The sequence below is a fragment of the Pseudomonas lurida genome (assembly GCF_002563895.1).
Lineage (GTDB): Bacteria > Pseudomonadota > Gammaproteobacteria > Pseudomonadales > Pseudomonadaceae > Aquipseudomonas > Aquipseudomonas lurida.
In genome coordinates this window covers 4,712,239-4,734,637 of the sequence record NZ_PDJB01000001.1, presented here as the reverse complement: position 1 = coordinate 4,734,637, position 22,399 = coordinate 4,712,239, and the positions used below count along the sequence as shown (strand labels likewise).

The 22,399-nt window shown below is 61.7% G+C and carries 18 protein-coding genes; 7 read left to right on the top strand and 11 right to left on the bottom strand.

The annotated features are described in order from the left end of the window. Positions 1 to 4 precede the first annotated feature (4 nt). From ATH90_RS21390 to ATH90_RS21380, 3 genes are all read right to left on the bottom strand, one after another. Positions 5 to 733 (bottom strand): aspartate/glutamate racemase family protein, encoded by a 729-nt coding sequence (locus tag ATH90_RS21390; protein WP_034108262.1) that lies wholly within the window; start codon positions 731 to 733, stop codon positions 5 to 7. Positions 734 to 746: 13 nt separating this feature from the next. Beyond that, positions 747 to 2,276 carry an NCS1 family nucleobase:cation symporter-1 gene (locus ATH90_RS21385; RefSeq protein WP_034108260.1) on the bottom strand — a complete coding sequence of 510 codons (1,530 nt, stop codon included), beginning with the start codon at positions 2,274 to 2,276 and terminating at the stop codon, positions 747 to 749. A gap of 474 nt (positions 2,277 to 2,750) precedes the next feature. Then, positions 2,751 to 3,485: a phosphoadenylyl-sulfate reductase gene (locus ATH90_RS21380; RefSeq protein ID WP_098467212.1), complete on the bottom strand. Its 735-nt coding sequence runs from the start codon at positions 3,483 to 3,485 to the stop codon at positions 2,751 to 2,753. 152 nt (positions 3,486 to 3,637) lie between these two features. Here ATH90_RS21380 and thrH point away from each other — a divergent pair, with 152 nt between their 5' ends. Beyond that, on the top strand, positions 3,638 to 4,255 hold the full coding sequence (gene thrH, locus ATH90_RS21375; RefSeq protein ID WP_034108255.1) for a bifunctional phosphoserine phosphatase/homoserine phosphotransferase ThrH: 618 nt from the start codon (positions 3,638 to 3,640) through the stop codon (positions 4,253 to 4,255). 205 nt (positions 4,256 to 4,460) lie between these two features. Here the strand turns inward: thrH and pabB are convergent, their stop codons facing one another. The 4 genes from pabB to rloA all read right to left on the bottom strand — a co-directional run bounded on the left by pabB (position 4,461) and on the right by rloA (position 8,949). Next, on the bottom strand, positions 4,461 to 5,804 hold the full coding sequence (gene pabB / locus ATH90_RS21370; protein WP_098467211.1) for an aminodeoxychorismate synthase component I: 1,344 nt from the start codon (positions 5,802 to 5,804) through the stop codon (positions 4,461 to 4,463). 84 nt (positions 5,805 to 5,888) lie between these two features. Then, positions 5,889 to 6,875, bottom strand: a complete 987-nt coding sequence (locus ATH90_RS21365) for an alpha-L-glutamate ligase-like protein (protein ID WP_033901220.1) — start codon at positions 6,873 to 6,875, stop codon at positions 5,889 to 5,891. Then, positions 6,875 to 8,407 (bottom strand): osmotic stress tolerance membrane protein RloB, encoded by a 1,533-nt coding sequence (rloB, locus tag ATH90_RS21360; protein WP_034108251.1) that lies wholly within the window; start codon positions 8,405 to 8,407, stop codon positions 6,875 to 6,877. The genes ATH90_RS21365 and rloB overlap by 1 nt, the downstream gene beginning before the upstream one ends. A 5-nt stretch (positions 8,408 to 8,412) precedes the next feature. After that, positions 8,413 to 8,949 (bottom strand): retropepsin-like aspartic peptidase RloA, encoded by a 537-nt coding sequence (rloA, locus tag ATH90_RS21355; RefSeq protein WP_034108249.1) that lies wholly within the window; start codon positions 8,947 to 8,949, stop codon positions 8,413 to 8,415. A gap of 270 nt (positions 8,950 to 9,219) precedes the next feature. Between rloA and ATH90_RS21350 the strand changes: the two genes are divergently transcribed. From ATH90_RS21350 to prpD, 6 genes are all read left to right on the top strand, one after another. Continuing rightward, positions 9,220 to 9,942 (top strand): GntR family transcriptional regulator, encoded by a 723-nt coding sequence (locus ATH90_RS21350; protein ID WP_034108247.1) that lies wholly within the window; start codon positions 9,220 to 9,222, stop codon positions 9,940 to 9,942. After that, the gene (gene prpB, locus ATH90_RS21345; protein ID WP_034108245.1) at positions 9,939 to 10,832 is read left to right on the top strand and encodes a methylisocitrate lyase; all 894 of its coding nucleotides are present in this window, start codon (positions 9,939 to 9,941) and stop codon (positions 10,830 to 10,832) included. Before ATH90_RS21350 ends, prpB begins: the two co-directional genes overlap by 4 nt. Positions 10,833 to 10,874: 42 nt before the next feature. Next, positions 10,875 to 12,002 carry a bifunctional 2-methylcitrate synthase/citrate synthase gene (gene prpC, locus ATH90_RS21340; protein WP_098467210.1) on the top strand — a complete coding sequence of 376 codons (1,128 nt, stop codon included), beginning with the start codon at positions 10,875 to 10,877 and terminating at the stop codon, positions 12,000 to 12,002. A 206-nt stretch (positions 12,003 to 12,208) separates the two neighbouring features. Continuing rightward, the gene (acnD, locus tag ATH90_RS21335) at positions 12,209 to 14,803 is read left to right on the top strand and encodes a Fe/S-dependent 2-methylisocitrate dehydratase AcnD (RefSeq protein WP_034108242.1); all 2,595 of its coding nucleotides are present in this window, start codon (positions 12,209 to 12,211) and stop codon (positions 14,801 to 14,803) included. A 9-nt stretch (positions 14,804 to 14,812) separates the two neighbouring features. Then, entirely contained in the window at positions 14,813 to 16,003 is a 1,191-nt protein-coding gene (gene prpF, locus ATH90_RS21330) for a 2-methylaconitate cis-trans isomerase PrpF (protein WP_034108240.1), read from the top strand. A 211-nt stretch (positions 16,004 to 16,214) separates the two neighbouring features. Then, positions 16,215 to 17,699 carry a 2-methylcitrate dehydratase gene (prpD, locus tag ATH90_RS21325; RefSeq protein ID WP_098467209.1) on the top strand — a complete coding sequence of 495 codons (1,485 nt, stop codon included), beginning with the start codon at positions 16,215 to 16,217 and terminating at the stop codon, positions 17,697 to 17,699. Positions 17,700 to 17,824: 125 nt separating this feature from the next. Here the strand turns inward: prpD and ATH90_RS21320 are convergent, their stop codons facing one another. From ATH90_RS21320 to moeB, 4 genes are read right to left on the bottom strand one after another with little or no spacing between them, the layout of a single operon-like run. Beyond that, positions 17,825 to 18,553, bottom strand: a complete 729-nt coding sequence (locus ATH90_RS21320; RefSeq protein ID WP_034108237.1) for an alanyl-tRNA editing protein — start codon at positions 18,551 to 18,553, stop codon at positions 17,825 to 17,827. Positions 18,554 to 18,555: 2 nt separating this feature from the next. Continuing rightward, positions 18,556 to 19,548 (bottom strand): serine O-acetyltransferase, encoded by a 993-nt coding sequence (locus ATH90_RS21315; RefSeq protein WP_034108235.1) that lies wholly within the window; start codon positions 19,546 to 19,548, stop codon positions 18,556 to 18,558. Between the two features lie 37 nt (positions 19,549 to 19,585). Further along, positions 19,586 to 20,500, bottom strand: a complete 915-nt coding sequence (locus tag ATH90_RS21310) for a PLP-dependent cysteine synthase family protein (protein ID WP_069078758.1) — start codon at positions 20,498 to 20,500, stop codon at positions 19,586 to 19,588. 15 nt (positions 20,501 to 20,515) lie between these two features. Continuing rightward, on the bottom strand, positions 20,516 to 22,378 hold the full coding sequence (gene moeB / locus ATH90_RS21305; protein ID WP_098467208.1) for a molybdopterin-synthase adenylyltransferase MoeB: 1,863 nt from the start codon (positions 22,376 to 22,378) through the stop codon (positions 20,516 to 20,518). Between the last annotated feature and the right edge of the window lie 21 nt (positions 22,379 to 22,399).

Below are 22,399 nucleotides of genomic sequence, written 5' to 3'. Positions count from 1 at the left end.
GGTGTCACCGACCGAACTTGCCCGGCCAGCCCATCACCTTCTTGGGCCTTGGCGTGGCATAAGTCCTGACCTTCGACGTCGACAACCCCAGCCGCACCAACGACTCGGCAATGGTCACTGCTGCGGTTACACCATCCACCACCGGTACGCCGGTGCGCTGGCGAATCTGCTCGTCCAGCCCGGCCATGCCGCCACAGCCCAGGCAGATCACCTCGGCCTTGTCTTCGCTGATGGCCAGTTCTGCCTGGCGCACGATGGCTTCCATCGCCGCCAGCGGGTTTTCTTCCAACTCCAGCACCGCCATCCCACTGGCACGCACCGAGGCGCAGCGCTGGTACAGGCCGGCCAGTTTCAGGCGGTCTTCGATCAGCGGCACCGTGCGGTCGAGTGTGGTCACCACCGAATAGGCGTGGCCCAGGAACATTGCCGTACTGGCGGCGGCTTCCGTGATGTCCACCACAGGCACGTCGAGCAGTTCCTGCAAGCCTTCGCGGCCGTGCTCGCCGTAGCCGGCCTGGATCACCGCATCGAACGGCTGGTCGTAAGCCATCACCCGGTCCATCACCGCGATGGCGGCCAGGTAGCTTTCAAAATTGCCCTCCACCGACTCCGCGCCGAAGTAAGGCGTCAGCCCGACGATCTCGGTGCCCGGCGCGGCCACGGCCCGTGCCTGCTGGGCGATGGTTTCAGTGATGGATTCGGTGGTGTTGACGTTGACCACGAGGATACGCATGGGAGGTCCTTGATTAATGACTGACGTTATCGACTGCAATGCTTTCGCCGCTGACATCGGCGTAGAACGGCTGGCGCTTGGCGATCAGCAAGTACAGCAGCCCTGCAATACCAGCGCCAAACAGCCAGGAAAACGGTGAGACGCTGGCGAACCCAGGCAGCAGTGCCAGGAGAATGGCGATGACCGCCGCAGGAATAAACGCCGCCACCGCACGCAAATTGACGCCGCGGCTGTAGTAATAAATGCCATTCGGGTCTTCGCTGTACAGGTGCGGTACGTCGACCTGGCTTTTACGGATCAGCCAGTAATCGACCATGATCACCCCATACAGCGGCCCGAGCAGCGCACCCAGGCCGGAGAGGAAATACACGATCACCAGCGGGCTGTTGTAGAGGTTCCACGGCAGGATCAGCACCGCCACGGTGGCACTGATCAGCCCGGCGCGGCGGAAGTTCAAGTACCTGGGCGCCAGGTTGCTCAGCACAAAGGCCGGCGCGACAAAGTTGGCCATGATATTCACCGCCACAGTGACAATCAGGAAGGCCAGGCAGCCCAGTACCAGGAAGAAGGTGTTCGGGATCGCGGCGATGATCTCGGTGGGACTCTCGATCACGCGGCCATTGAGCTGGAATTGCCCACCGCACAGCAGCACGGTGATTGCGGCAAACACCAGGATGTTCACCGGCAGGCCCCAGAAGTTGCCGACCTGGATGGTCTTGCGGCAGGGCGAGGAGCGGGCGAAGTCGCAGAAATTGAGGATCAGCGTGCCGTAGATCGCCAGCCACAGCGCGCCACCGGCAAAGATATTGCGCCACATCTCGCCGCCACTCAGCGGTTCGCGGATCGACCAGGCAATGTTGCCGCCCGCCTGGAAATACATCCAGCCGGCCAACGAGGCCACCGTCAGTAGGATCACCGGCCCGGCGAAACCCTCATAGCGGCGCACCATCTCCATGCCGTAGGCCAGGATCACCAGTTGCACCAGCCAGATCGCCACAAAACACACCCAGCCAAGGGAAGACAGGCCAAGGATCGAATTGTGGTCGTATTCGGCAAAGCCTGGGTGAATCGCCGTCAAAAGCACGCGGAACACCACCGACGCCAGGTAGGTCTGGATACCAAACCAGGCGATCGCAATCACCGCACGGATCAACGCCGGAATCTGCGCGCCATGGATGCCGAAGCTGATGCGGCTGATCACCGGAAAGGGCACGCCGGTTTTCTGCCCCATGTAGCCTGACAGGTTCATGAAGAAGTACACCAGCGCCGCCCCGATGCCCAGGGACAACAGAATCTGCCAGCCGCCCAGGCCCAATGCATACAGGCCAATGGCGAACGAGTAGTTGGCAATGTTGTGCACGTCATTGGTCCACAGGGCAAAGATGCTGTAGCGCCCCCATCGCCGGCCTTCGACCTTGGTGGGCGCCAGGTCCTTGTTATGCAGGCGCGGGCTGAGCACCAGCGGGCCGGGACTTGTCGCTTCGGGGTTCAGGGACGAGGAGGGCAGATCCAGTGCGAGGTTGTTCGAGAGGCTTGGACGCATTCCGGCAGGCTCCAGCACATCGGCAGCCAGGCCGCAGATGGCAAAGTGTATGTAGGTTTTGTATTTATTGTATACAAAGCGTTTTTCACCTTAAGCCACATGCGTGCCAGTTTTCGATCTATGAAAACCGCAGGTAATTTCCTTTTTGCAGGTTCTTTAAATAACTATCTGAATTACAAGCGATATAAATTGACCGTTTGAACAGCTATTTATTTTGCGATGGGAAGAGTGCGATGCAGTGGGGGAAACGGCGGGCGGATAGAGGTGTTACGTTATGGTGCGGATAACAAAAAATTGCACACATAAATGGCACCGATGGTTACATCTGTGTGTACACCTTCGGCGGCCAATGCAAAACAAATGTGGGAGCGGGCTTGGCCGCGAAGACGGGGTGTCAGTCACCGACTACATCGACTGATACACCGCATTCGCGGGCAAGCCCGCTCCCACCTTGATTATTTGATCGCCAAGCCTTTAGGCCTTGCTGATGATATTCCCGGCATGCAGCCCGCATTCCTTCTGCGTGGCTTCCTCCCACCACCAGCGACCTTCGCGCTCGTGCTGGTTCGGCAATACCGGCCGGGTGCAGGGCTCGCAACCGATGCTGATGAAGCCGCGCTCATGCAGGCTGTTGTACGGCAGCTCCAACATGCGGATGTAACCCCAGATTTCTTCACTGGTCATCTGCGCCAGCGGGTTGAATTTATGCAGGGTGCGTTCCGGGGTGGAGAAGGCCGTGTCGACCTCCAACGCCGCTACCTGGCTGCGGGTGCCGGGGCTCTGGTCGCGGCGCTGGCCAGTGGCCCAGGCCGTCACGCCGGCGAGTTTGCGGCGCAGTGGTTCGATCTTGCGCACACCGCAGCATTCGCCATGACCGTCCTTGTAGAAGCTGAACAGGCCCTTCTCTTTGACGAACGGTTCCAGTTTGCTCTGGTCCGGCGAGATCAACTCGATGTCGATCTTGTAGAAATCGCGCACTTGCTCGATAAACCGGTAGGTCTCCGGGTGCAGGCGGCCGGTGTCGAGGCTGAATACCTTGACGTTCTTGTTCAGCTTCCAGGCCATGTCCACCAGCACCACGTCCTCGGCACCGCTGAAGGAAATCCACAGGTCGTCACCGAACTGGCTGAACGCCAGCTTGAGAATATCCTGGGCGGATTTATTGGCGTAAGTCGCGGCGAGTTCAGCGACGTCGAAGGCTTGGTTCATCAGGACGGTTCCTACAGGTCAGTGGCGCTGAGCGCTCTATAGGGGAGCGATGGTATCAAAATCCGCTCTGCGTTGCGGCGGCGAGCTTGAATCGCTAGAGTTCGGCAGTCCTTTTGCTCGCTCAATCAATAACTTCAAAATGGGAGTGTCTTGTGGAAATTGCCTGTCTCGACCTGGAAGGGGTGCTGGTTCCGGAGATCTGGATCGCCTTCGCCGAAAAAACCGGTATTGAATCCCTGCGGGCCACCACCCGGGACATTCCCGACTACGACGTACTGATGAAGCAACGCCTGCGCATTCTCGACGAGCATGGGCTCAAGCTCGCCGACATCCAGGAAGTGATCGCCACGCTCAAGCCGCTGGACGGCGCCATCGAGTTCGTCAACTGGCTGCGCGAGCGCTTCCAGGTGGTGATCCTGTCGGACACCTTCTACGAGTTCTCCCAGCCGCTGATGCGCCAACTGGGTTTCCCGACCCTGCTGTGCCACCGCCTGATCACCGACGAAACCGACCGCGTGGTCAGTTACCAGCTGCGCCAGAAAGACCCCAAGCGCCAATCGGTGCTGGCCTTCAAGAGTCTGTACTACCGCGTGATCGCCGCCGGCGACTCTTACAACGACACCACTATGCTGGGTGAAGCCGACCGTGGGATTCTGTTCCATGCGCCGGAGAACGTGATCCGCGAATTCCCGCAATTCCCCGCGGTGCATACGTTTGAGGATCTGAAGCAAGCGTTCATCAAGGCGTCGAATCGGTCTTTGAGCCTGTAGGTTTTCGCCAAGGCTGATGGCCCCTTCGCAGGCAAGCCAGCTCCCACACTTGAATGGGTTCACCTATCAAAATGTGGGAGCCGGGCTTGCCCGCGATGAGGTCCTTGCAAACGCCGTCAATCTCAGGTGCCAGCCCGAATGCCGTCCACAGGCGTTCTGATTCAGGCCGTTGCCTTGCCTCCGAGAACCAGAAGGGGCGTGGCGACTACAGGCTTTCCAACGTGTGTAACAACACCTTCACCTTGGTCAGCGACTCCTGATACTCCGCTTCCCACTGCGAATCTGCCACGATCCCACCGCCCCCCCAGCAACACACCTGCCCATCCTTCACCAGCAGGCTGCGGATGGCGATGGAGCTGTCCATTTCGCCGCGTACGTCCAGGTACACCAGCGAACCGCAGTAAAGCCCGCGTCGGGTGGGCTCCAGTTCGTCGATGATCTGCATCGCGCGGATCTTCGGCGCGCCGGTAATGGAGCCGCCGGGGAAGCTGCCGGCGATCAGGTCGAGGGCGTCTTTGTCATCGGCCAGTGTGCCGGTCACGCTGCTGACCAGGTGGTGCACATTGGGGTAGCTTTCGAGGCTGAACAGCTCCGGCACGCTCACCGAGCCAGTGCGGCAGGTGCGGCCGAGGTCATTGCGGAGCAGGTCGACAATCATCAGGTTTTCGGCGCGATCCTTGGGGCTGGCCAGCAGTTCGGCGGCGTGAGCGGCGTCTTCTTCGGGCGTCAGGCCACGTGGGCGAGTGCCTTTGATGGGTCGGGTTTCGACGTGGCGCTCGCTGATGCGCACGAAGCGCTCTGGCGACAGGCTCAGCACCGCGCCGTCGTCCGGCAGGCTCTGGAACCCCGAGAACGGCGTCGGGCAGGCTTCGCGCAGGGCGCAATACGCCACCCATGGATCGCCAAGGCAGGGCGCTCGAAAACGCTGGGCGAAGTTGACCTGGTAGCAATCGCCGGCCTGGATGTAGTCCTGGATGCGCACGATCGCTTGTCGATAACGCTCGGCAGTAAGGTCCGGTGCCATGGGGCCCTGGAGCTTGAAAAGGGCGGTGGAGCCAGCGTCCGGGTGACGGAACAAGGCAATCAAGCGTTGCCGCTCGCTGTCCGCCAGTGCGGGGTGAAAAACAAGCTGGCTGGCCTGCGCCTGGTGATCACTGATCAACGCCCAGGCGTACAGCCCGAAGCGCGCATCCGGCAGGTGCAGGTCATCTGCGGCCAAGTGCGGCATCTGCTCAAGATGACGACCGAAGTCATAGCTCAGGTAGCCGATCAGGCCACCGGCAAACGGCAATGCATAACCGTCGGGTAAATCCGCATCACCCAACTGGGCAAGGTTTTCCCGCAAGCGTTGCAGGAAATCACTACCACTTTCGTCGGGCGACACCGTCAGGGTTGTTTGCGGCCAGGCGCTCAGCAGGTCATAACGCCCGCGCTCGGCTGCCGGTCGCCCACTGTCCAGCAGCACGGCACCAGGCGCGTGGCGAATCACCGCAAAGTACTCAGCGGGGTTGGCCCGGTAGGGCAGCGGGTGTACGGAGCAGGTCGGCATGCGCGGCGAATCAGCTATGGGCATAGAGGGGCGGGGATTGTACCGCATTCCACTGTAGGATCCGGCTTACAGGTAATGCGGTCTTCAGCCTTCCACAGGCGGAATATGCCCGAACATTTCCTGCACGAACTTCACGCGCTCTTCCGGCGTTTCCGTCACGCCAGCGGCTTTCAGCGCTTCCAGCCGAGCTTCCACCGCATGTGTACGCAGGGTCAAGCCGCAGTCGTTGGCGATCTGGATATTCAGCCCTGGGCGCGCGTTGAGCTCCAGGATCAGCGGGCCTTTCTCCTGGTCGAGCACCATGTCCACGCCGATATAGCCCAGCCCGCACAGCTCGTAGCAGCCGGCCGCGAGTTTCATGAAACCGTCCCAGTTGGGGAGCTGCACGCCATCCACGGCATTGGTGGTGTCGGGGTGCTTGGTGATGATGTTGTTCAGCCAGGTGCCTCGCAGGGTCAGGCCGGTAGCGAGGTCTACACCGACACCGATGGCTCCCTGGTGCAGGTTGGCTTTGCCGCCCGACTGGCGGGTCGGCAAGCGCAGCATGGCCATCACCGGGTAGCCCATCAGCACGATGATGCGGATGTCCGGCACGCCTTCATAGCTGATGCTTTTGAAAATCTGGTCCGGCACCACCCGGTACTCGATCAGCGCGCGATCACGGTGGCCGCCCAGCGAGTAGAGGCCAGTGAGGATGCTGGAGATCTGATGCTCGATCTCTTCGTGGCTGATGATCTTGCCGGACACCGTGCGATAGCGCCCTTCAAAACGGTCCGCCACCACCAGGATGCCGTCACCGCCGGCCCCCTGGGCGGGCTTGATCACGAAGTCGCTGCGCCCGCCGATGATGTCGTCGAGCTTGTCGATTTCCTTCTCGGTGGAGATCACTCCGTACATTTCCGGCACATGGATGCCGGCGGCAAGCGCGCGTTCCTTGGTGATGATCTTGTCATCCACGATCGGGTACAGGCTGCGCTTGTTGTACTTGAGCACGTAGTCGGCGTTACGCCGATTGATGCCCATGATCCCCCGCGCTTCGAGGGCTTTCCAGGTCTTCCAGAAGCCGAACATTACGAGTCAGCCTTGAGGAAGGCCTTGAAACGCACCAGCTCGGTCAGGCGGTAGCCGCGATAACGACCCATGGCCAGCATGAAACCCACCAGGATCAGCAGGATCGCCGGGAAGGTGAACACGAAGTAGATCAGTTCCGGCACGCTCATGATCAGGTGCGCCAGGGATGCGGCAAACAGCGTACCAATCGCCACTTTCAGCGCATGGTTGGCGCCGCGTTCTTCCCAGGTGATCGACAGGCGTTCGATGGTCATGGTCAGGATCACCATCGGGAACAGCGCCACCGACAACCCGCGCTCCAGCCCCAGTTTATGACTGAACAGGCTGATGGCCGCGATCAGCACCACCACAAAGGTGAGCACCACCGACAGCCTCGGCAGCATCTGCAGCTTCAAGTGTTCCAGGTACGACCTGAGCGACAGCCCCAGCGCCGTGATGATCGTGAACAGCACAATCCCGAAGCCCAGCTGCGTCTCGCGGAACGCCAGGGCGATCAGCACCGGCGTGAAGGTGCCCAGGGTCTGCAGGCCAATGAGGTTGCGCAGGATCAGGATCACCAGCACACCAATCGGGATCATGACCATGATCATGAAGGTCTGCTGGGTTTGCAGCGGCAGGCCGTACAGCGAATATTCGAGGAAGTTGGCGTCGGTGTTCTCGTCGGTCAGCTTGGCCAGGCGAATCGCGTTCATCTCGCTGTTGTTCAGGCTGAAGGTCACCATGGCTTTCTTGCCACCGTCGACGGTGATCAGGTTTTCATCGCCGGTCCACCACAGCAGGCGGTCGGCCGGCAGGCCTTGTTCGCCGGTTTCCGGGTTGAAGTACAACCAGTCATTGCCGTTGAAGCTGCGCAGCCAGAGTTCCGGGGTTTGCGGCTGGTCGGCCACCAAGCGAATGGTGTGGACCTTTTCCACCGGCACATGGGCGATGGACAGCAGCAGTTCGACGATCTTGGCTTTGTGCGGCGTCGACGGGTCGCCCGCCAGCAACAGTTTCACGTTGTCGTCGTTGAGGTTGTTGGTGCGCTTGATGGCTTCGCTGATAAAGGTCTCGACGTCGGCCGAATGCTGGCGGATAGGCGCCAGCAGCGCTTCGGCGGCGATTTTTTCCGGGCCTTCCACGGCAATGCTGTCGCGGAAGGTCGGGCCCTTGACCTTGACCTTTTCGCCGCTGTAACGCTTGGTGAGCACCAGGCGGTAATACAGGGTCTGGTTACCCTTGGCGCGGCGTGCCGACCAGGTGACCTTGCGGTTGCCGTCGGTGCGGTTGACGCTCACCCCGTAGTTGTTCGAAATGAAACTCTCGTTGAGGCTGACGAAGTCGCGGCTCAAGGGCGGCACGAACATCTGGATCTTCACCGGGTCTTTCGGGTTGGCGACGAACTCGACCTTGGCATCGATGTTCCACAAGTCGTCGGTGGCGTCCTCGGTGACGGGGATCCCCAGCACGAAGATCTGATAGGCGGTGACCGAAATACCCAGCACCACCAGGATGGCGATCAGGATTTTCAGGTGCAGGGTCAGAGAGCGCATTCGGTTTACTCGGCGGTATGAGCGTCGGCGGCGCAGGCAGGTTTGCCTGCTGCGTATTTAAGACTGGGGTCGACCAGCGCATCAAAGCGTTTCAGCGCTTCGGAGCCAATCAGCAGCGGATATTGGAATGCGCTGCGGTCAGTCAAGTTCACTTCGATGCTGCGTAAAGCGGTGCCCATGCAAATATCCAGGGCTATCACCGGACGGGCGGTGTAGTTCTTGTCCTCATCGGGGTCGTAGTCACCGGCGCGGCGCTTGATCTTGCTGACGCGGGCCAGGGGACGTTCGATGGGGTGGGAGTGGGCGGTGTCGATGGCCAGGTAGAAACGCACCCAGGACTCGCCGTCGCGCTTGAAGCGCTTGATATCACGGGCGCTGAGGGACGCGGTCTTGGCACCGGTGTCCAGTTTGGCAGCGACCTCCAGGTCGATACCGGCCAATTGCGCGTATTCGTTGAGGCCATACACGGTCTTCTCGGCGGCTACGCCAAGGCCTGGTGCGGCCAACAGGCAAATCAATAGAAGGAAGGGTTTGAGTCTCATAGATCCCGAGGCGGCAGTGCGATGTTCAATTCAAGGCGACTGGCATTGCTGCGCAAACTCCCTCGTATGCCGTTTCATCCAGTGATGTCAGGCAAAAGTGGTGCGCATTCTAACATGATGCTTTTTTGGCGCCAGCGCTGGCAGGCGGCCATGCCCCGATAGGGGGCAACAAGGGTTATTAGACGATTGTCGACAATGTGGATTTATTCTTTGACTATCTGGGGCTGATTGGCTAGTTTTTGCGGCATTGCTTTTAAAGGTGTCGACAATATGCTGGATCAGCTGGAATCCACAGCCGTGGCGCAGGACGACTCCCAGACCATGTCCGAGAACGTCTTCCGGCGTATCCAGGCCGCCATCGTCAAAGGTGAGATAGCCCCCGGCAGCAAGATCTCCGAGCCGGAACTGGCGCGTACCTACGGTATCAGCCGCGGCCCGCTGCGCGAGGCGATCCACCGCCTTGAAGGCCAGCGCCTGCTGGTGCGTGTGCCTCACGTCGGCGCCCGGGTGGTGTCGCTGAGCCACGCCGAGCTGATCGAACTCTATGAAATCCGCGAATCGCTCGAAGGCATGGCCTGCCGCCTGGCGGCCGAGCGCATGACCGACGCGGAGATCGAAGAGCTGCGCCAGGTGCTGCACACCCACGAGCGGGACGAAGCCTTTCAGGCCGGCCTCGGCTATTACCAGCAGGAAGGCGACTTCGATTTTCATTACCGGATAATTCAAGGCGCCGGTAACCGCACCCTGACCCAAATGCTCTGCGGCGAGCTGTACCAATTGGTGCGCATGTACCGCATCCAGTTCTCCGCCACCCCCAATCGCCCACGCCAGGCCTTCGCCGAGCACCACCGCATACTTGATGCGATTGCCGATCGCGACGGCGAACTGGCCGAACTGTTGATGCGCCGGCATATCGGCGCATCCAAACGCAACATTGCCCGCCATTTCCCGGACGGCGCTCCCCAGACAACCACTCAGCGAGGTGAGTCATGAGTTCTAACAATAAAAGCACACCCGGCCAGCGATTCCGTGACGCCGTCGCCAGCGAGCACCCACTGCAGGTGGTCGGTGCGATCAACGCCAACCACGCGTTGCTGGCCAAGCGCGCGGGTTTCAAGGCCATCTACCTGTCGGGTGGCGGTGTGGCGGCGGGCTCCCTCGGCGTGCCAGACCTGGGCATCACCGGCCTGGATGACGTGCTGACCGACGTGCGCCGCATCACCGACGTCTGCGACTTGCCGCTGCTGGTGGACGTGGACACCGGTTTTGGCTCCTCGGCGTTCAACGTCGCGCGCACCGTCAAGTCGATGATCAAGTTCGGCGCGGCCGCGATTCACATCGAAGACCAGGTGGGCGCCAAGCGTTGCGGTCATCGCCCGAACAAGGAAATCGTGTCCCAGCAGGAAATGGTCGACCGCATCAAGGCCGCCGTGGATGCGCGCACCGATGACAGCTTCGTGATCATGGCCCGTACCGATGCCCTGGCCGTCGAAGGCTTGGAGTCGGCCCTGGACCGTGCCGCTGCCTGCATCGAAGCCGGCGCCGACATGGTGTTCCCGGAAGCCATCACCGAACTGGAGATGTACAAGCTCTTCGCGTCAAAGGTGAAGGCCCCGATCCTGGCCAACATCACCGAATTCGGCGCCACGCCGCTGTACACCACCGAACAGTTGAAATCTGCCGATGTTTCCATCGTGCTGTACCCGCTCTCGGCCTTCCGCGCCATGAACAAGGCGGCCGAGAACGTCTACACCGCGATCCGTCGCGACGGCACCCAGCAGAACGTGATCGACACCATGCAAACCCGCATGGAGCTTTACGATCGCATCGACTACCACACCTTCGAGCAGAAGCTCGACGCGCTGTTTGCCGCGAAAAAGTAACGCGGTACGCCTCCCTAATAAATTCAAGATCGGAGAACGAACATGGCTGAAGCAAAAGTATTGAGTGGCGCCGGCCTGCGTGGCCAAGTGGCCGGGCAGACCGCACTGTCCACCGTGGGCCAGGCCGGTGCCGGGCTGACCTATCGCGGCTACGACGTGCGCGAACTGGCTGCCGATGCGCAATTTGAAGAAGTCGCCTACCTGTTGCTGTACGGCGAACTGCCGACCCAGGCCGAACTGGCTGCCTACAGTGCCAAGCTGAGCAAGCTGCGCGACCTGCCGCAAGCATTGAAAGAAGTGCTGGAACGCATCCCTGCCGACGCCCATCCGATGGACGTGATGCGCACCGGTTGCTCGTTCCTGGGCAATATCGAACCGGAGAAAGACTTCAGCGTGCAGCGCGATGTCACTGACCGGCTGCTCGCCGCCTTCCCGGCGATCATGTGCTACTGGTACCGCTTCAGCCACGACGGCAAGCGCATCGACTGCGTGACCGACGAGCCGACCATCGGCGGCCACTTCCTGCACTTGCTGCATGGCAAGCAACCGAGCGAGTTGCACGTCAAGGTGATGAACGTTTCGTTGATCCTCTACGCGGAACACGAATTCAACGCGTCGACCTTCACTGCGCGGGTCTGTGCGTCGACCCTGTCCGACCTGTATTCCTGCGTCACCGCCGCCATCGGCTCCCTGCGTGGCCCGCTGCACGGTGGCGCCAACGAAGCGGCGATGGAAATGATCGAGCGTTTCGTTTCGGCCGAAGAAGCCGTCGAAGGCACCCTCGGCATGTTGGCACGCAAGGACAAGATCATGGGCTTCGGCCACGCGATCTACAAAGACAACGACCCGCGTAATGAAGTGATCAAGGGCTGGTCGAAAAAACTCGCCGACGAAGTGGGCGACAAGGTGTTGTTCCCGGTTTCCGAAGCCATCGACAAGACCATGTGGGAACAGAAGAAACTGTTCCCCAACGCCGACTTCTACCATGCCTCGGCGTACCACTTCATGGGCATCCCGACCAAGCTGTTCACCCCGATCTTCGTGTGCTCGCGCCTCACCGGCTGGGCCGCCCACGTGTTCGAGCAGCGTGCCAACAACCGCATCATCCGTCCGAGCGCCGAATACACCGGCGTCGAGCAGCGCAAGTTCGTGCCAATCGAACGTCGCTGAATGGGATCAACCTGAGGCACCGGTTTTCATGGTTGAAACCGGGTCAATGTGGGAGCCGGGCTTGCCCGCGATGACTGACTGACATTCAACACGGGTGTCGACAGTTACATCGCTATCGCGGCAAGCCCGGCTCCCACAGGGACCCTGCTCATCCAGACCCATGCCGCAGGTTCGTTCCGCCTAACTACCGTGACCGAGTCCTGACGATGAACACTGAATTTCGCAAACCGCTCCCCGGCAGCCGCCTGGATTACTTCGACGCCCGCGCGGCTATCGAGGCAATCACACCCGGCGCCTACGCCACTTTGCCGTATACCTCTCGCGTCCTCGCAGAAAACCTGGTGCGTCGCTGTGACCCGGCCACCCTCAATGCGTCCCTGGGCCAACTGATCGACCGCAAGCGCGACCTCGACTTCCCCTGGTTCCCTGCGCGCGTGGTCTGCCACGACATCCTCGGCCAGACCGCGCTGGTCGACCTCGCCGGCCTGCGCGACGCCATCGCCCTGCAAGGCGGTGACCCGGCCCAGGTCAACCCGGTAGTGCCGACCCAACTGATCGTCGACCATTCCCTGGCCGTCGAAGCCGGTGGGTTTGACCCGGACGCGTTCGAGAAAAACCGCGCTATCGAAGACCGTCGCAACGAAGACCGCTTTCACTTCATCGAGTGGACCAAAAAGGCCTTCAAGAATGTCGACGTGATCCCGCCTGGCAACGGCATCATGCACCAGATCAACCTGGAGAAAATGTCCCCGGTGATCCAGGTGCGTGACGGCGTGGCCTTCCCGGATACCTGCGTCGGTACCGACAGCCATACCCCTCACGTGGATGCCTTGGGTGTCATCGCCATCGGTGTCGGTGGCCTGGAAGCCGAGAGCGTGATGCTCGGTCGCGCCTCGTGGATGCGCCTGCCGGAAAGCGTCGGCGTGGAACTGACCGGCAAGCTGCAACCCGGCATCACCGCCACTGACATGGTGCTGGCGCTGACCGAGTTCCTGCGTCAACAGAAAGTGGTGGGCGCATGGTTGGAGTTCTTTGGCGAGGGCGCTTCGGCGTTGACCCTGGGCGACCGCGCGACCATCTCCAACATGGCCCCGGAATACGGTGCCACGGCGGCGATGTTCTATATCGACTCGCAGACCATCGCTTACCTGAAACTCACCGGCCGCGAAGACGAACAGGTCACCCTGGTGGAGCAATATGCTCGCCACACCGGCTTGTGGGCCGATGACCTCAAGGGCGCGCGATACGAGCGCGGCCTCACCTTCGACCTGTCCAGCGTCGTGCGCAACATGGCCGGCCCCAGCAACCCGCATGCCCGCGTCGCGACCAGCGACCTGGCCTCCAAAGGCATCTGCGGCCAGTGGGATGAAGTGCCCGGGCAAATGCCCGACGGCGCGGTGATCATCGCGGCCATCACCAGTTGCACCAACACCAGCAACCCGCGCAACGTGATCGCCGCAGGCCTGCTGGCGCGCAATGCCAACAAGCTGGGACTGACCCGCAAACCATGGGTCAAGTCGTCCCTGGCGCCCGGCTCGAAAACCGTGGCCATGTACCTCGAAGAGGCCGGCCTGGGCCATGAACTGGAGAAGCTCGGTTTCGGCGTGGTGGCCTTCGCCTGCACCACCTGCAACGGCATGTCCGGTGCGCTGGACCCGGTGATCCAGCAGGAGATCATCGACCGCGACTTGTACGCCACCGCCGTGCTCTCGGGCAACCGCAACTTCGACGGACGTATTCACCCGTATGCCAAGCAAGCCTTCCTGGCGTCGCCGCCGTTGGTGGTGGCGTATGCGATTGCTGGCACTATCCGTTTCGACATCGAGAAAGACGTGCTCGGCCTCGATACCGACGGCAAGGAGATCCGCCTGCAGGACATCTGGCCGAGTGATGAAGAGATCGACGCCGTGGTCAAGGCTTGCGTGAAGCCGGAGCAGTTTCGCGCGGTGTATATCCCGATGTTCGCCATCCACGAAGACACCGGCCCGAAAGTCGCGCCGCTGTACGACTGGCGCCCGCAAAGCACCTACATCCGCCGCCCGCCGTACTGGGAAGGCGCGCTGGCCGGTGCACGTCCGCTCAAGGGCATGCGCCCGCTGGCGGTGCTGCCGGACAACATCACCACCGATCACTTGTCGCCGTCCAACGCCATCATGCTCGACAGCGCCGCCGGTGAATACCTGGCGAAAATGGGCCTGCCGGAAGTCGACTTCAACTCCTACGCGACGCATCGCGGCGACCATTTGACTGCGCAACGCGCGACGTTCGCCAACCCGAAACTGTTCAACGAAATGGTGGTTGAAAACGGCAAGGTCAAGCAGGGTTCCCTGGCGCGGATCGAGCCGGAAGGCCAGGTCACGCGGATGTGGGAAGCCATCGAGACCTACATGGAGCGCAAGCAGCCGCTGATCATCATTGCCGGCGCCGACTACGGCCAGGGCTCGTCCCGCGACTGGGCGGCCAAGGGCGTGCGCCTGGCCGGTGTGGAAGCGATTGCCGCCGAAGGCTTCGAGCGCATCCACCGCACCAACCTGGTGGGCATGGGCGTGCTGCCGCTGGAGTTCCTGCCGGGTACCGACCGTCACACGCTGCAGATCGATGGCAGCGAGACCTACGACGTGGTCGGTGCGCGCACCCCGCGTGCGCAGTTGACGCTGGTGATCAACCGCAAGAACGGCGAACGTGTCGAAGTGCCGGTGACTTGCCGCCTGGACACCGCCGAAGAAGTGTCGATCTACGAGGCGGGCGGCGTGTTGCAACGCTTTGCCCAGGACTTCCTGGAATCGGCGGCGACCGCCTGAGAGGTAACCATGGCACACGCAGCGCAAATCAAGATCCCGGCCACCTACATGCGTGGCGGCACCAGCAAGGGCGTATTTTTCAGCCTCAAGGACCTGCCCGCGTCGGCGCAGGTGCCGGGCGCCGCGCGCGACGCCTTGCTGTTGCGGGTGATCGGCAGTCCCGACCCCTATGACAAACAGATCGACGGCATGGGTGGCGCCACATCGAGCACCAGCAAAACCGTGATCCTGGCCAAAAGCACCCGCGCCGATCACGACGTGGACTACCTGTTTGGCCAGGTCTCCATCGACAAGCCGTTTGTGGATTGGAGCGGCAACTGCGGCAACCTGTCGGCGGCGGTCGGCTCCTTCGCCATCAGCGCTGGCCTGGTCGACCCGGCTCGCGTGCCGCACAACGGCGTGGCCGTGGTGCGGGTGTGGCAAGCCAATATCGGCAAGACCATCATCGCCCACGTGCCGATCACCGACGGGGCGGTGCAGGAAACCGGTGACTTCGAACTGGACGGCGTGACTTTCCCGGCCGCCGAAGTGCAGTTGGAGTTCATGGACCCGGCGGCGGAGGAAGAGGGCGGTGGCGGTTCGATGTTCCCGACCGGCAACCTGGTTGACGACCTGGAAGTGCCCGGCGTCGGCACCTTCAAGGCCACGCTGATCAACGCCGGTATCCCGACCATCTTTATCAACGCGCAAGACCTCGGCTACACCGGCACCGAGCTGCAAGGCGCGATCAACAGCGACCCCAAGGCCCTGGCGATGTTCGAAACCGTGCGGGCCTACGGTGCACTGCGCATGGGCCTGATCAAACACCTGGACGAAGCCGCCCAGCGGCAGCACACGCCGAAAGTGGCGTTTGTGGCCAAGCCTGCGGATTACGTGGCCTCCAGTGGCAAGGCGATCAAGGCCGGCGATGTGGACCTGCTGGTGCGTGCACTGTCGATGGGCAAGTTGCACCACGCGATGATGGGCACGGCGGCGGTGGCGATTGGTACGGCGGCGGCGATTTCCGGGACGTTGGTCAACCTGGCGGCCGGTGGTGTCGAGCGCAACGCGGTGCGGTTCGGGCATCCGTCCGGCACCTTGCGCGTGGGCGCCGAAGCCACTCAGGTCAACGGCGAATGGGTGGTGAAAAAAGCCATCATGAGCCGCAGCGCGCGCGTACTGATGGAAGGTTTCGTCCGCGTGCCCGGCGACGCTTTTTAACGATCAACACCGTTCCCTGTGGGAGCGGGCTTGCCCGCGATGACGGCGTGTCAGGCAACCCTTGTTTCAACTGACAAACCGCTGTCGCAGGCAAGCCAGCTCCCACAGGGGGAGGTGGTACCCGTACTACCAAGGCCGGCAATCAGACCTGCCACGACACATCAACCCTGACCCTGAGGATGGAACAACCCCTAACTTTTGGAGAACTGCCATGAGCGCCAACGTCGACCAGAACAACCGCCCCGACTACGACCGGGTCCTGCAGGACATTGCCGACTATGTCCTCACTTATCGGATCGATTCCCAGGCTGCACTGGACACCGCCCGCCACTGCCTGATGGACACGCTCGGTTGCGGCCTCCTGGCCCTGCGGTTCCCCGAGTGCACCAAGCACCTGGGACCGATCGTCGAGGGCACGGTGGTGCCGTTTGGCGCACGGGTGCCGGGCACGTCGTTCCGGTTGGACCCGGTCAAGGCCGCGTGGGATATCGGCTGTATCGTGCGTTGGCTCGACTACAACGACACCTGGCTCGCCGCCGAATGGGGTCACCCCTCGGATAACCTCGGCGGCATCCTTGCCGTGGCCGATCACCTGTCGCAACAGCGCGTAGCCAATGGCGACACGCCGCTGACCGTTCGCGCGGTGCTGGAAGCGATGATCATGGCCCACGAGATCCAGGGGGTGATTGCCCTGGAAAATTCCTTCAATCGCGTCGGCCTCGACCATGTGCTGTTGGTGAAAGTGGCCTCCACGGCGGTGACCGCCAAGCTGATGGGCGCCAACCGTGAGCAACTGCTGGCGGCGTTGTCCCATGCATTTGTCGATGGGCAGGCGTTGCGCACTTACCGGCATGCGCCGAATGCCGGCTCACGCAAGTCCTGGGCAGCGGGGGATGCGTCGAGCCGTGGCGTACGCCTGGCGGATATCGCCCTGCGTGGCGAGATGGGCATCCCTGGCGTATTGAGCGCGCCACAGTGGGGGTTCTATGACGTGCTGTTCAGCCACACCAACAAGGACCTGGCGCTCAAGCCCGAGGACAAGCGCGCATTCAGCCTGTCCCAATCCTACGGCACTTATGTGATGGAAAACGTGCTGTTCAAGATCAGCTTTCCCGCCGAGTTCCATGCGCAAACCGCCTGTGAAGCGGCGGTGACGTTGCACCCACGGGTGAAAAATCGCCTGCATGAAATCGAACGCATCGTGATCACCACCCACGAGTCGGCGATTCGCATCATCTCCAAGGTTGGCCAGTTGGCCAACGCTGCCGACCGCGACCATTGCCTGCAATACATGACGGCCGTGCCGTTGGCGTTCGGCAATCTGGTGGCGGAGCAGTACGAAGATGAATTCCACGCCGCCCATCCCATCATCGACGAACTGCGGGACAAGATGGTCATCGTCGAAGACCCACGCTACAGCCGTGAATACCTGGAGGCCGACAAGCGCTCCATCGCCAACGCGGTGCAGGTGTTTTTCAAGGACGGCAGCAGTACCGAACAGGTAGCGGTGGAGTACCCGATTGGTCATCGCCGGCGCCGGGTGGACGGTATTCCGTTGCTGGAAGACAAGTTCAAGGCCAACCTGGCCACACGGTTTACTGCGCAGCGCAGTGCCGAGATTCTTGCGTTGTGCAAGGACCAGGCGAAGCTTGAAGCCACGCCGGTCAATCGGTTCATGGACCTGTTCGTGATCTGAGCAACCACGCGCTCAATGTGGGAGCTGGCTTGCCTGCGATGCGGGCGCCTCAGTGTTCCAGGCAAACCGCGGTGATGCTATCGCAGGCAAGCCAGCTCCCACAGAGGCCGTGTTGGACTCGAGGGTTATTCAAATCGCAGGATCACCCGGCGATTGTGCTTGCTCTTCTTCTCGATTTTCTCGCAGAACACCCGGCCGATTTCTTCAGTGTTGATCACATGGGTGCCCCCGCACGGCTGGATATCAATGCCGGCGATTTCAATGACACGTACCGAGCCCTGGACCACCGGCGGCGCCACTGCCTGCGTACGGGTGATCTGCAGCAAGGTGGAATACTCGGTGGCCGGCATCGACAGGGTTTTTACCGGGTGGGCCTGTTCGATCAGTGCATTGAGGTCGCGGGTGATGCTGTCTTTGTCGAGGGTCATTTCCGGCAGGTCGAAATCCAGGCGGCCTTTATCTGCACTGATGCTGCAACCCGTCACGGGGGCGTCGATGATCGAGCACAGCAAATGCAGGCAGGTGTGCATCTTCATGTGCTGGTAGCGCCGATCCCAGTCGAGGCCGGCGTCCACCTGCACGCCAGCGGTCAACTGGGCGGGGCAGTGTTCCACCTGGTGCCAGATGATGGAGCGCACCACCGGGTCGCGTACCGTGCCGGTGACGTCGAGTCGCGTGCCGTCGGCCAGGGTGAGGTGGCCGGTGTCTCCCGGCTGTCCGCCACCCGTGGGGTAGAACAGCGTGTGTTCCAGGGCGACGCCGTGTTCGCTGACGGCAATCACCCGGGCGCTGAAGGCGTTCTGATAAGGCGCGCTGTCGAACAGCGCCAGGGTTTCCATGGTATGCACGGACATGTTCAACCTCCGACGATCAGTGGGCTGGCTTGCAACAAGGAACGCACCATCGCACTCAAGCCAGGGGGGGAAAGCAGGGTGATTTCAAATTCGGGGCCGCAGACTTTCAGGTTCAGTGGCAGGCGCGGCAGCGGGTTACCCGACTCGACACGGTGCAGGCGAAACTGCAGGTGGTGACGTTCTTTTACCGTTGGCTCCAGCATCAACCCGGGCAAGGGGTGGAAGTCGGCATCCAGCACCGTGACCTTGTGGCTGGTATTGACCTCGCCGACCACGTGCAGACGCTCATCCAGGGCGAAGGCGCCGAGGTAATTGCTGTGGTCCGACTCGTCATTTTTTTGCAGCTGGATCTGGTTCACCACCTTCACCTTGGTGCCGGCGGGTACATCCTGGGTGATCACGCAGGAGGGGCTGATAAACACGTTGTCGCCGATCAGCACATAGCCCAGCACGCGGGCACCGGAGCCGACCTCGACGTTGTTGCCCAGGCGCGGGTGGCGCTTGCCGTCGGGGTTGTTGGCGATACCGCGGGCGCCCAAGGTCACGCCGCAAAGGATGTAGCAGTCGTTACCGATCTCGCACGTTTCGCCGATCACCGTGCCGTAGCCGTGGTCCAGCACGAAGCGCCGGCCGATACGCGCCGCCGGGTGGATCTCCGCGCCGGAAAGCACCTTGCCCTGGTTGCTCAGCTTGAGGGCGATGCGGGAAAACATGCCGTTGGTCTGGTCGGGGAAATTCCATACCAAGTGCGCCAGCCGGTAGTACAGCACCGCTTTGAACGACGCGTAGGACTCCAGGATCAACTCGCCGCGCCCGCGTGATGCCGGGTCCCGGTAGGCGTAGGCGATCAGGTCTTCGGCGACCGCCTGGGCGGCGTTCTGGACCAGCGGAGCCAGGTGCGGTTCCAACTGCTTCATCTGCACGGGTGTGAGGGTCTTGATGAGGTGAGTAAGCAACTCATCGTGCAACTGTTGCATGTCGATAAAGCCCCCCATGAAGGCACCCCCGTAATGTGGTTGGTTGGAAAACCGCTTATTCGAAACTGGGCAGGTAGCTGTCGGCATTGTCGTAGACCATGGTCAATACCACCGTTTCGGGCGGCAGTTCCGGGGCAAGCTGTGCGATGGCCACCATGTTGGCAGCGGACGACAAGCCGAGGCTGATGGCGTCGGTGCGCATGATGCGTTTCATCATGTCGATGCAGGCCTGGCGCGAGACCTTGAGCATGCCGTCGATCACGTCCAGGTTGAGGATGCTCGGGATCAGGCCAATCGACAGGCCCTGGATATGATGGGGCGCGTGCTGGTTTTTCAGCAGGTCGCATTCTTCCGGTTCCACACCCATGACGCGCAAGGCTGGCCAGGCGGCTTTCAGGGTTTCGCCAATGCCGGTGATATGCCCGCCGGTGCCGATGCCGCTGACAAAGTAGTCCACCCGTTGCTCGCCGAAGGCGCGCAGGATTTCCGGTGCGGTGGTGTCGCGATGGGTTTGCGGGTTGGCGCCATTGCGCTGTTGGTTGAGCATCACGTAGCTGGGGTTTTCCAGCTGCAGTTCCATGCACTTTTCACCATGGGAGTTGTTGCCCAGGCGGCTGTCCGACAGCACTACCTTGGCACCGTACAGGCGCAGCAGTTTCTGTTTTTCGGGGCTGTAGTTGTCGGGGATCACCAGCACCACTTTGTAGCCCAGTACGTTGCCGGCCATGACCAGGCCGATGCCGGTATTGCCGCCGCTGGGCTCGATGATTGTTTGCCCGGAGTCACGGATCAGCACGCCCCGGCGCTCGGCATCGAGGATCATGCCCAGGGCGATGCGCGCCTTGTGGCTGCCGCCGGGGTTGAGGGATTCGAGCTTGGCATAGACCTCGATGCCGAGGTCTTCGGAGAACTGCGCCAGGCGCACGATAGGCGTTTGGCCGATCACGTCGAGAATGGAGTTGTGCAACATCATTCAGTCCTCGGCTCAATACAAAGGCATATCGGGTTCGACGTCGCGCACCCAATGCTTCATGCCGCCCTGCAGGACTTTGGTGTTGGCGAAACCGGCGGCCAGCAGGGTACTGGCGGCTTGTTCGGCGCGGCTACCGGCGTAGCAGATCAGGTAGTGGGTGTTGTCGCGGCTGAGGCTGTCGAGGTGGCCGTCCAGTTCGGCCAGGGGGATGTGCACCACGCCCGGCAGCTTGCATACCTCCAGTTCGCTGGCATCGCGCACGTCCAGCAGCACGTCGGCGCTGCTGTGGTGTTCGAGTACCTGCTTGAGCACGCGGGGCTTGATGTAGCGCTCTTCGGCCAGGGACGGTTGGCTGGGCACGGCATCCGCGCAGGCGGTGGGCGCCAGGGAGTCGCTGTGGCGAGCCTCGGAGCAGCAGGGGCAATCGGCACGGCGCTTGAAGCGGATCTCGCTGAACTTCATTGCCAGTGCATCGAAACGCATCAAGCGGCCGGACAAGGGTTCACCAATGCCAATCAGCAACTTGATGGCCTCGGTGGCCTGGATCATCCCGACCACACCGGGCAACACGCCAATCACGCCACCGGCGCTGCAGTTGGGGGCCAGTTCGGCGGGCGGCGCGCTGGGGAACAGGCAGCGGTAGCACGGCCCGCCTTTATAGTTGAGCACGCTGATCTGCCCGTCGAAGCGGTAGATGGCGCCGTATACCAACGGCTTGCCCAGTTGCACGCAGGCGTCGTTGACCAGGTAGCGGGTGTCGAAATTGTCGGTGCCGTCGATCACCAGGTCGTAGGCGCCTACCAGTTCCAGCGCGTTGTCGGCATTCAGCGCAGTGTCGTGGGCGTTGATCTGGATATGGCGATTGAGGTCTTGCAGGCGCTGCTTGGCGGACTCTACCTTGGGCATGCCCAGTGTGCTGTTGCCGTGGACGATCTGGCGTTGCAGGTTGCTGCTTTCCACCACGTCGAAGTCCACCAGCCCCAGGGTGCCGATACCGGCGGCGGCCAGGTACAGGCTGATCGGCGAGCCCAGGCCGCCGGTGCCGATGATCAGCACCTTGGCTTTCTTGAGGTTCAACTGGCCTTCGCGACCGACGCCGGGCAGGGTGATGTGGCGCACATAGCGTTGCACTTCTTCATTGCTCAGTGTGTCGACGTCGATGCCGCCGGAGGTAGCCAGCAGCACCTCGATGCGGGCTTTTTCGGGCAGTGGCTCGTCGGCGTCGATCAACGCTTCCTCGGCGGTAAACAGAAAGTGTTCCTTGAGCTGGTTGTTCTTCTCGTGGAACAGGTGCGGGCGTAACTGCGGGTGGCTGCTGCAGAGGTTTTCAATGACTTCGCGCAATGTCGATCCGGAACCCTCGAGGGTCGATTCCGGCAGCTTGGCCACGCGAACCAGAATGTCGGGGAAAGAGACAGCGTTCATGGACAACTCCGTGTGCAGGTCGTTGAAAGGTTGAAGGGCGAAATGCTTGCCATCCCAGGCAAACAGCTTGGAACCCAGGGCCTGGCCCTGGCGAACGTCTACCACCAGGTAGCTGACGGGGTAGATCGGCTCGCCCATGAACAGCGCCTTGTCCTGGTCTTCGTCGCTGAAGTAGGCACCGACATCCGGGTGGGAGTGGTAGATCATCACCACCGGGTTGTCGCTGCGAAACGCCTTGTTCAGCAGCAGGGTGTCGGCCACCGAGAACGTGTAGCCGTTGGCCGCGCTGCGCGGGTACATCTCGGGGTTCTTGCGGTGCAGTTCGTTCTGGATATTGCTGCCCAGGTACACGCTGCCGTCGGCGAAGACAAAGCCACAACACTCCTCGGGGTAGCTGCGGTTGGCGTGGGCGTAGATCTGTTCCAGGGCTTTTGGGCGGAGGACGTCCATGTTTCTCTCGCGTTGCTGTGA

What these genes read in the sequence shown, in the direction of transcription:
- ATH90_RS21390 (WP_034108262.1), bottom strand. Translation starts at nt 733, where the DNA reads ATGCGTATCCTCGTGGTCAACGTCAACACCACCGAATCCATCACTGAA.
- ATH90_RS21385 (WP_034108260.1), bottom strand. Translation starts at nt 2,276, where the DNA reads ATGCGTCCAAGCCTCTCGAACAACCTCGCACTGGATCTGCCCTCCTCG.
- ATH90_RS21380 (WP_098467212.1), bottom strand. Translation starts at nt 3,485, where the DNA reads ATGAACCAAGCCTTCGACGTCGCTGAACTCGCCGCGACTTACGCCAAT.
- pabB (WP_098467211.1), bottom strand. Translation starts at nt 5,804, where the DNA reads ATGCCGACCTGCTCCGTACACCCGCTGCCCTACCGGGCCAACCCCGCT.
- ATH90_RS21365 (WP_033901220.1), bottom strand. Translation starts at nt 6,875, where the DNA reads ATGTTCGGCTTCTGGAAGACCTGGAAAGCCCTCGAAGCGCGGGGGATC.
- rloB (WP_034108251.1), bottom strand. Translation starts at nt 8,407, where the DNA reads ATGCGCTCTCTGACCCTGCACCTGAAAATCCTGATCGCCATCCTGGTG.
- rloA (WP_034108249.1), bottom strand. Translation starts at nt 8,949, where the DNA reads ATGAGACTCAAACCCTTCCTTCTATTGATTTGCCTGTTGGCCGCACCA.
- ATH90_RS21350 (WP_034108247.1), top strand. Translation starts at nt 9,220, where the DNA reads ATGCTGGATCAGCTGGAATCCACAGCCGTGGCGCAGGACGACTCCCAG.
- prpB (WP_034108245.1), top strand. Translation starts at nt 9,939, where the DNA reads ATGAGTTCTAACAATAAAAGCACACCCGGCCAGCGATTCCGTGACGCC.
- prpC (WP_098467210.1), top strand. Translation starts at nt 10,875, where the DNA reads ATGGCTGAAGCAAAAGTATTGAGTGGCGCCGGCCTGCGTGGCCAAGTG.
- acnD (WP_034108242.1), top strand. Translation starts at nt 12,209, where the DNA reads ATGAACACTGAATTTCGCAAACCGCTCCCCGGCAGCCGCCTGGATTAC.
- prpF (WP_034108240.1), top strand. Translation starts at nt 14,813, where the DNA reads ATGGCACACGCAGCGCAAATCAAGATCCCGGCCACCTACATGCGTGGC.
- prpD (WP_098467209.1), top strand. Translation starts at nt 16,215, where the DNA reads ATGAGCGCCAACGTCGACCAGAACAACCGCCCCGACTACGACCGGGTC.
- ATH90_RS21320 (WP_034108237.1), bottom strand. Translation starts at nt 18,553, where the DNA reads ATGTCCGTGCATACCATGGAAACCCTGGCGCTGTTCGACAGCGCGCCT.
- ATH90_RS21315 (WP_034108235.1), bottom strand. Translation starts at nt 19,548, where the DNA reads ATGGGGGGCTTTATCGACATGCAACAGTTGCACGATGAGTTGCTTACT.
- ATH90_RS21310 (WP_069078758.1), bottom strand. Translation starts at nt 20,500, where the DNA reads ATGTTGCACAACTCCATTCTCGACGTGATCGGCCAAACGCCTATCGTG.
- moeB (WP_098467208.1), bottom strand. Translation starts at nt 22,378, where the DNA reads ATGGACGTCCTCCGCCCAAAAGCCCTGGAACAGATCTACGCCCACGCC.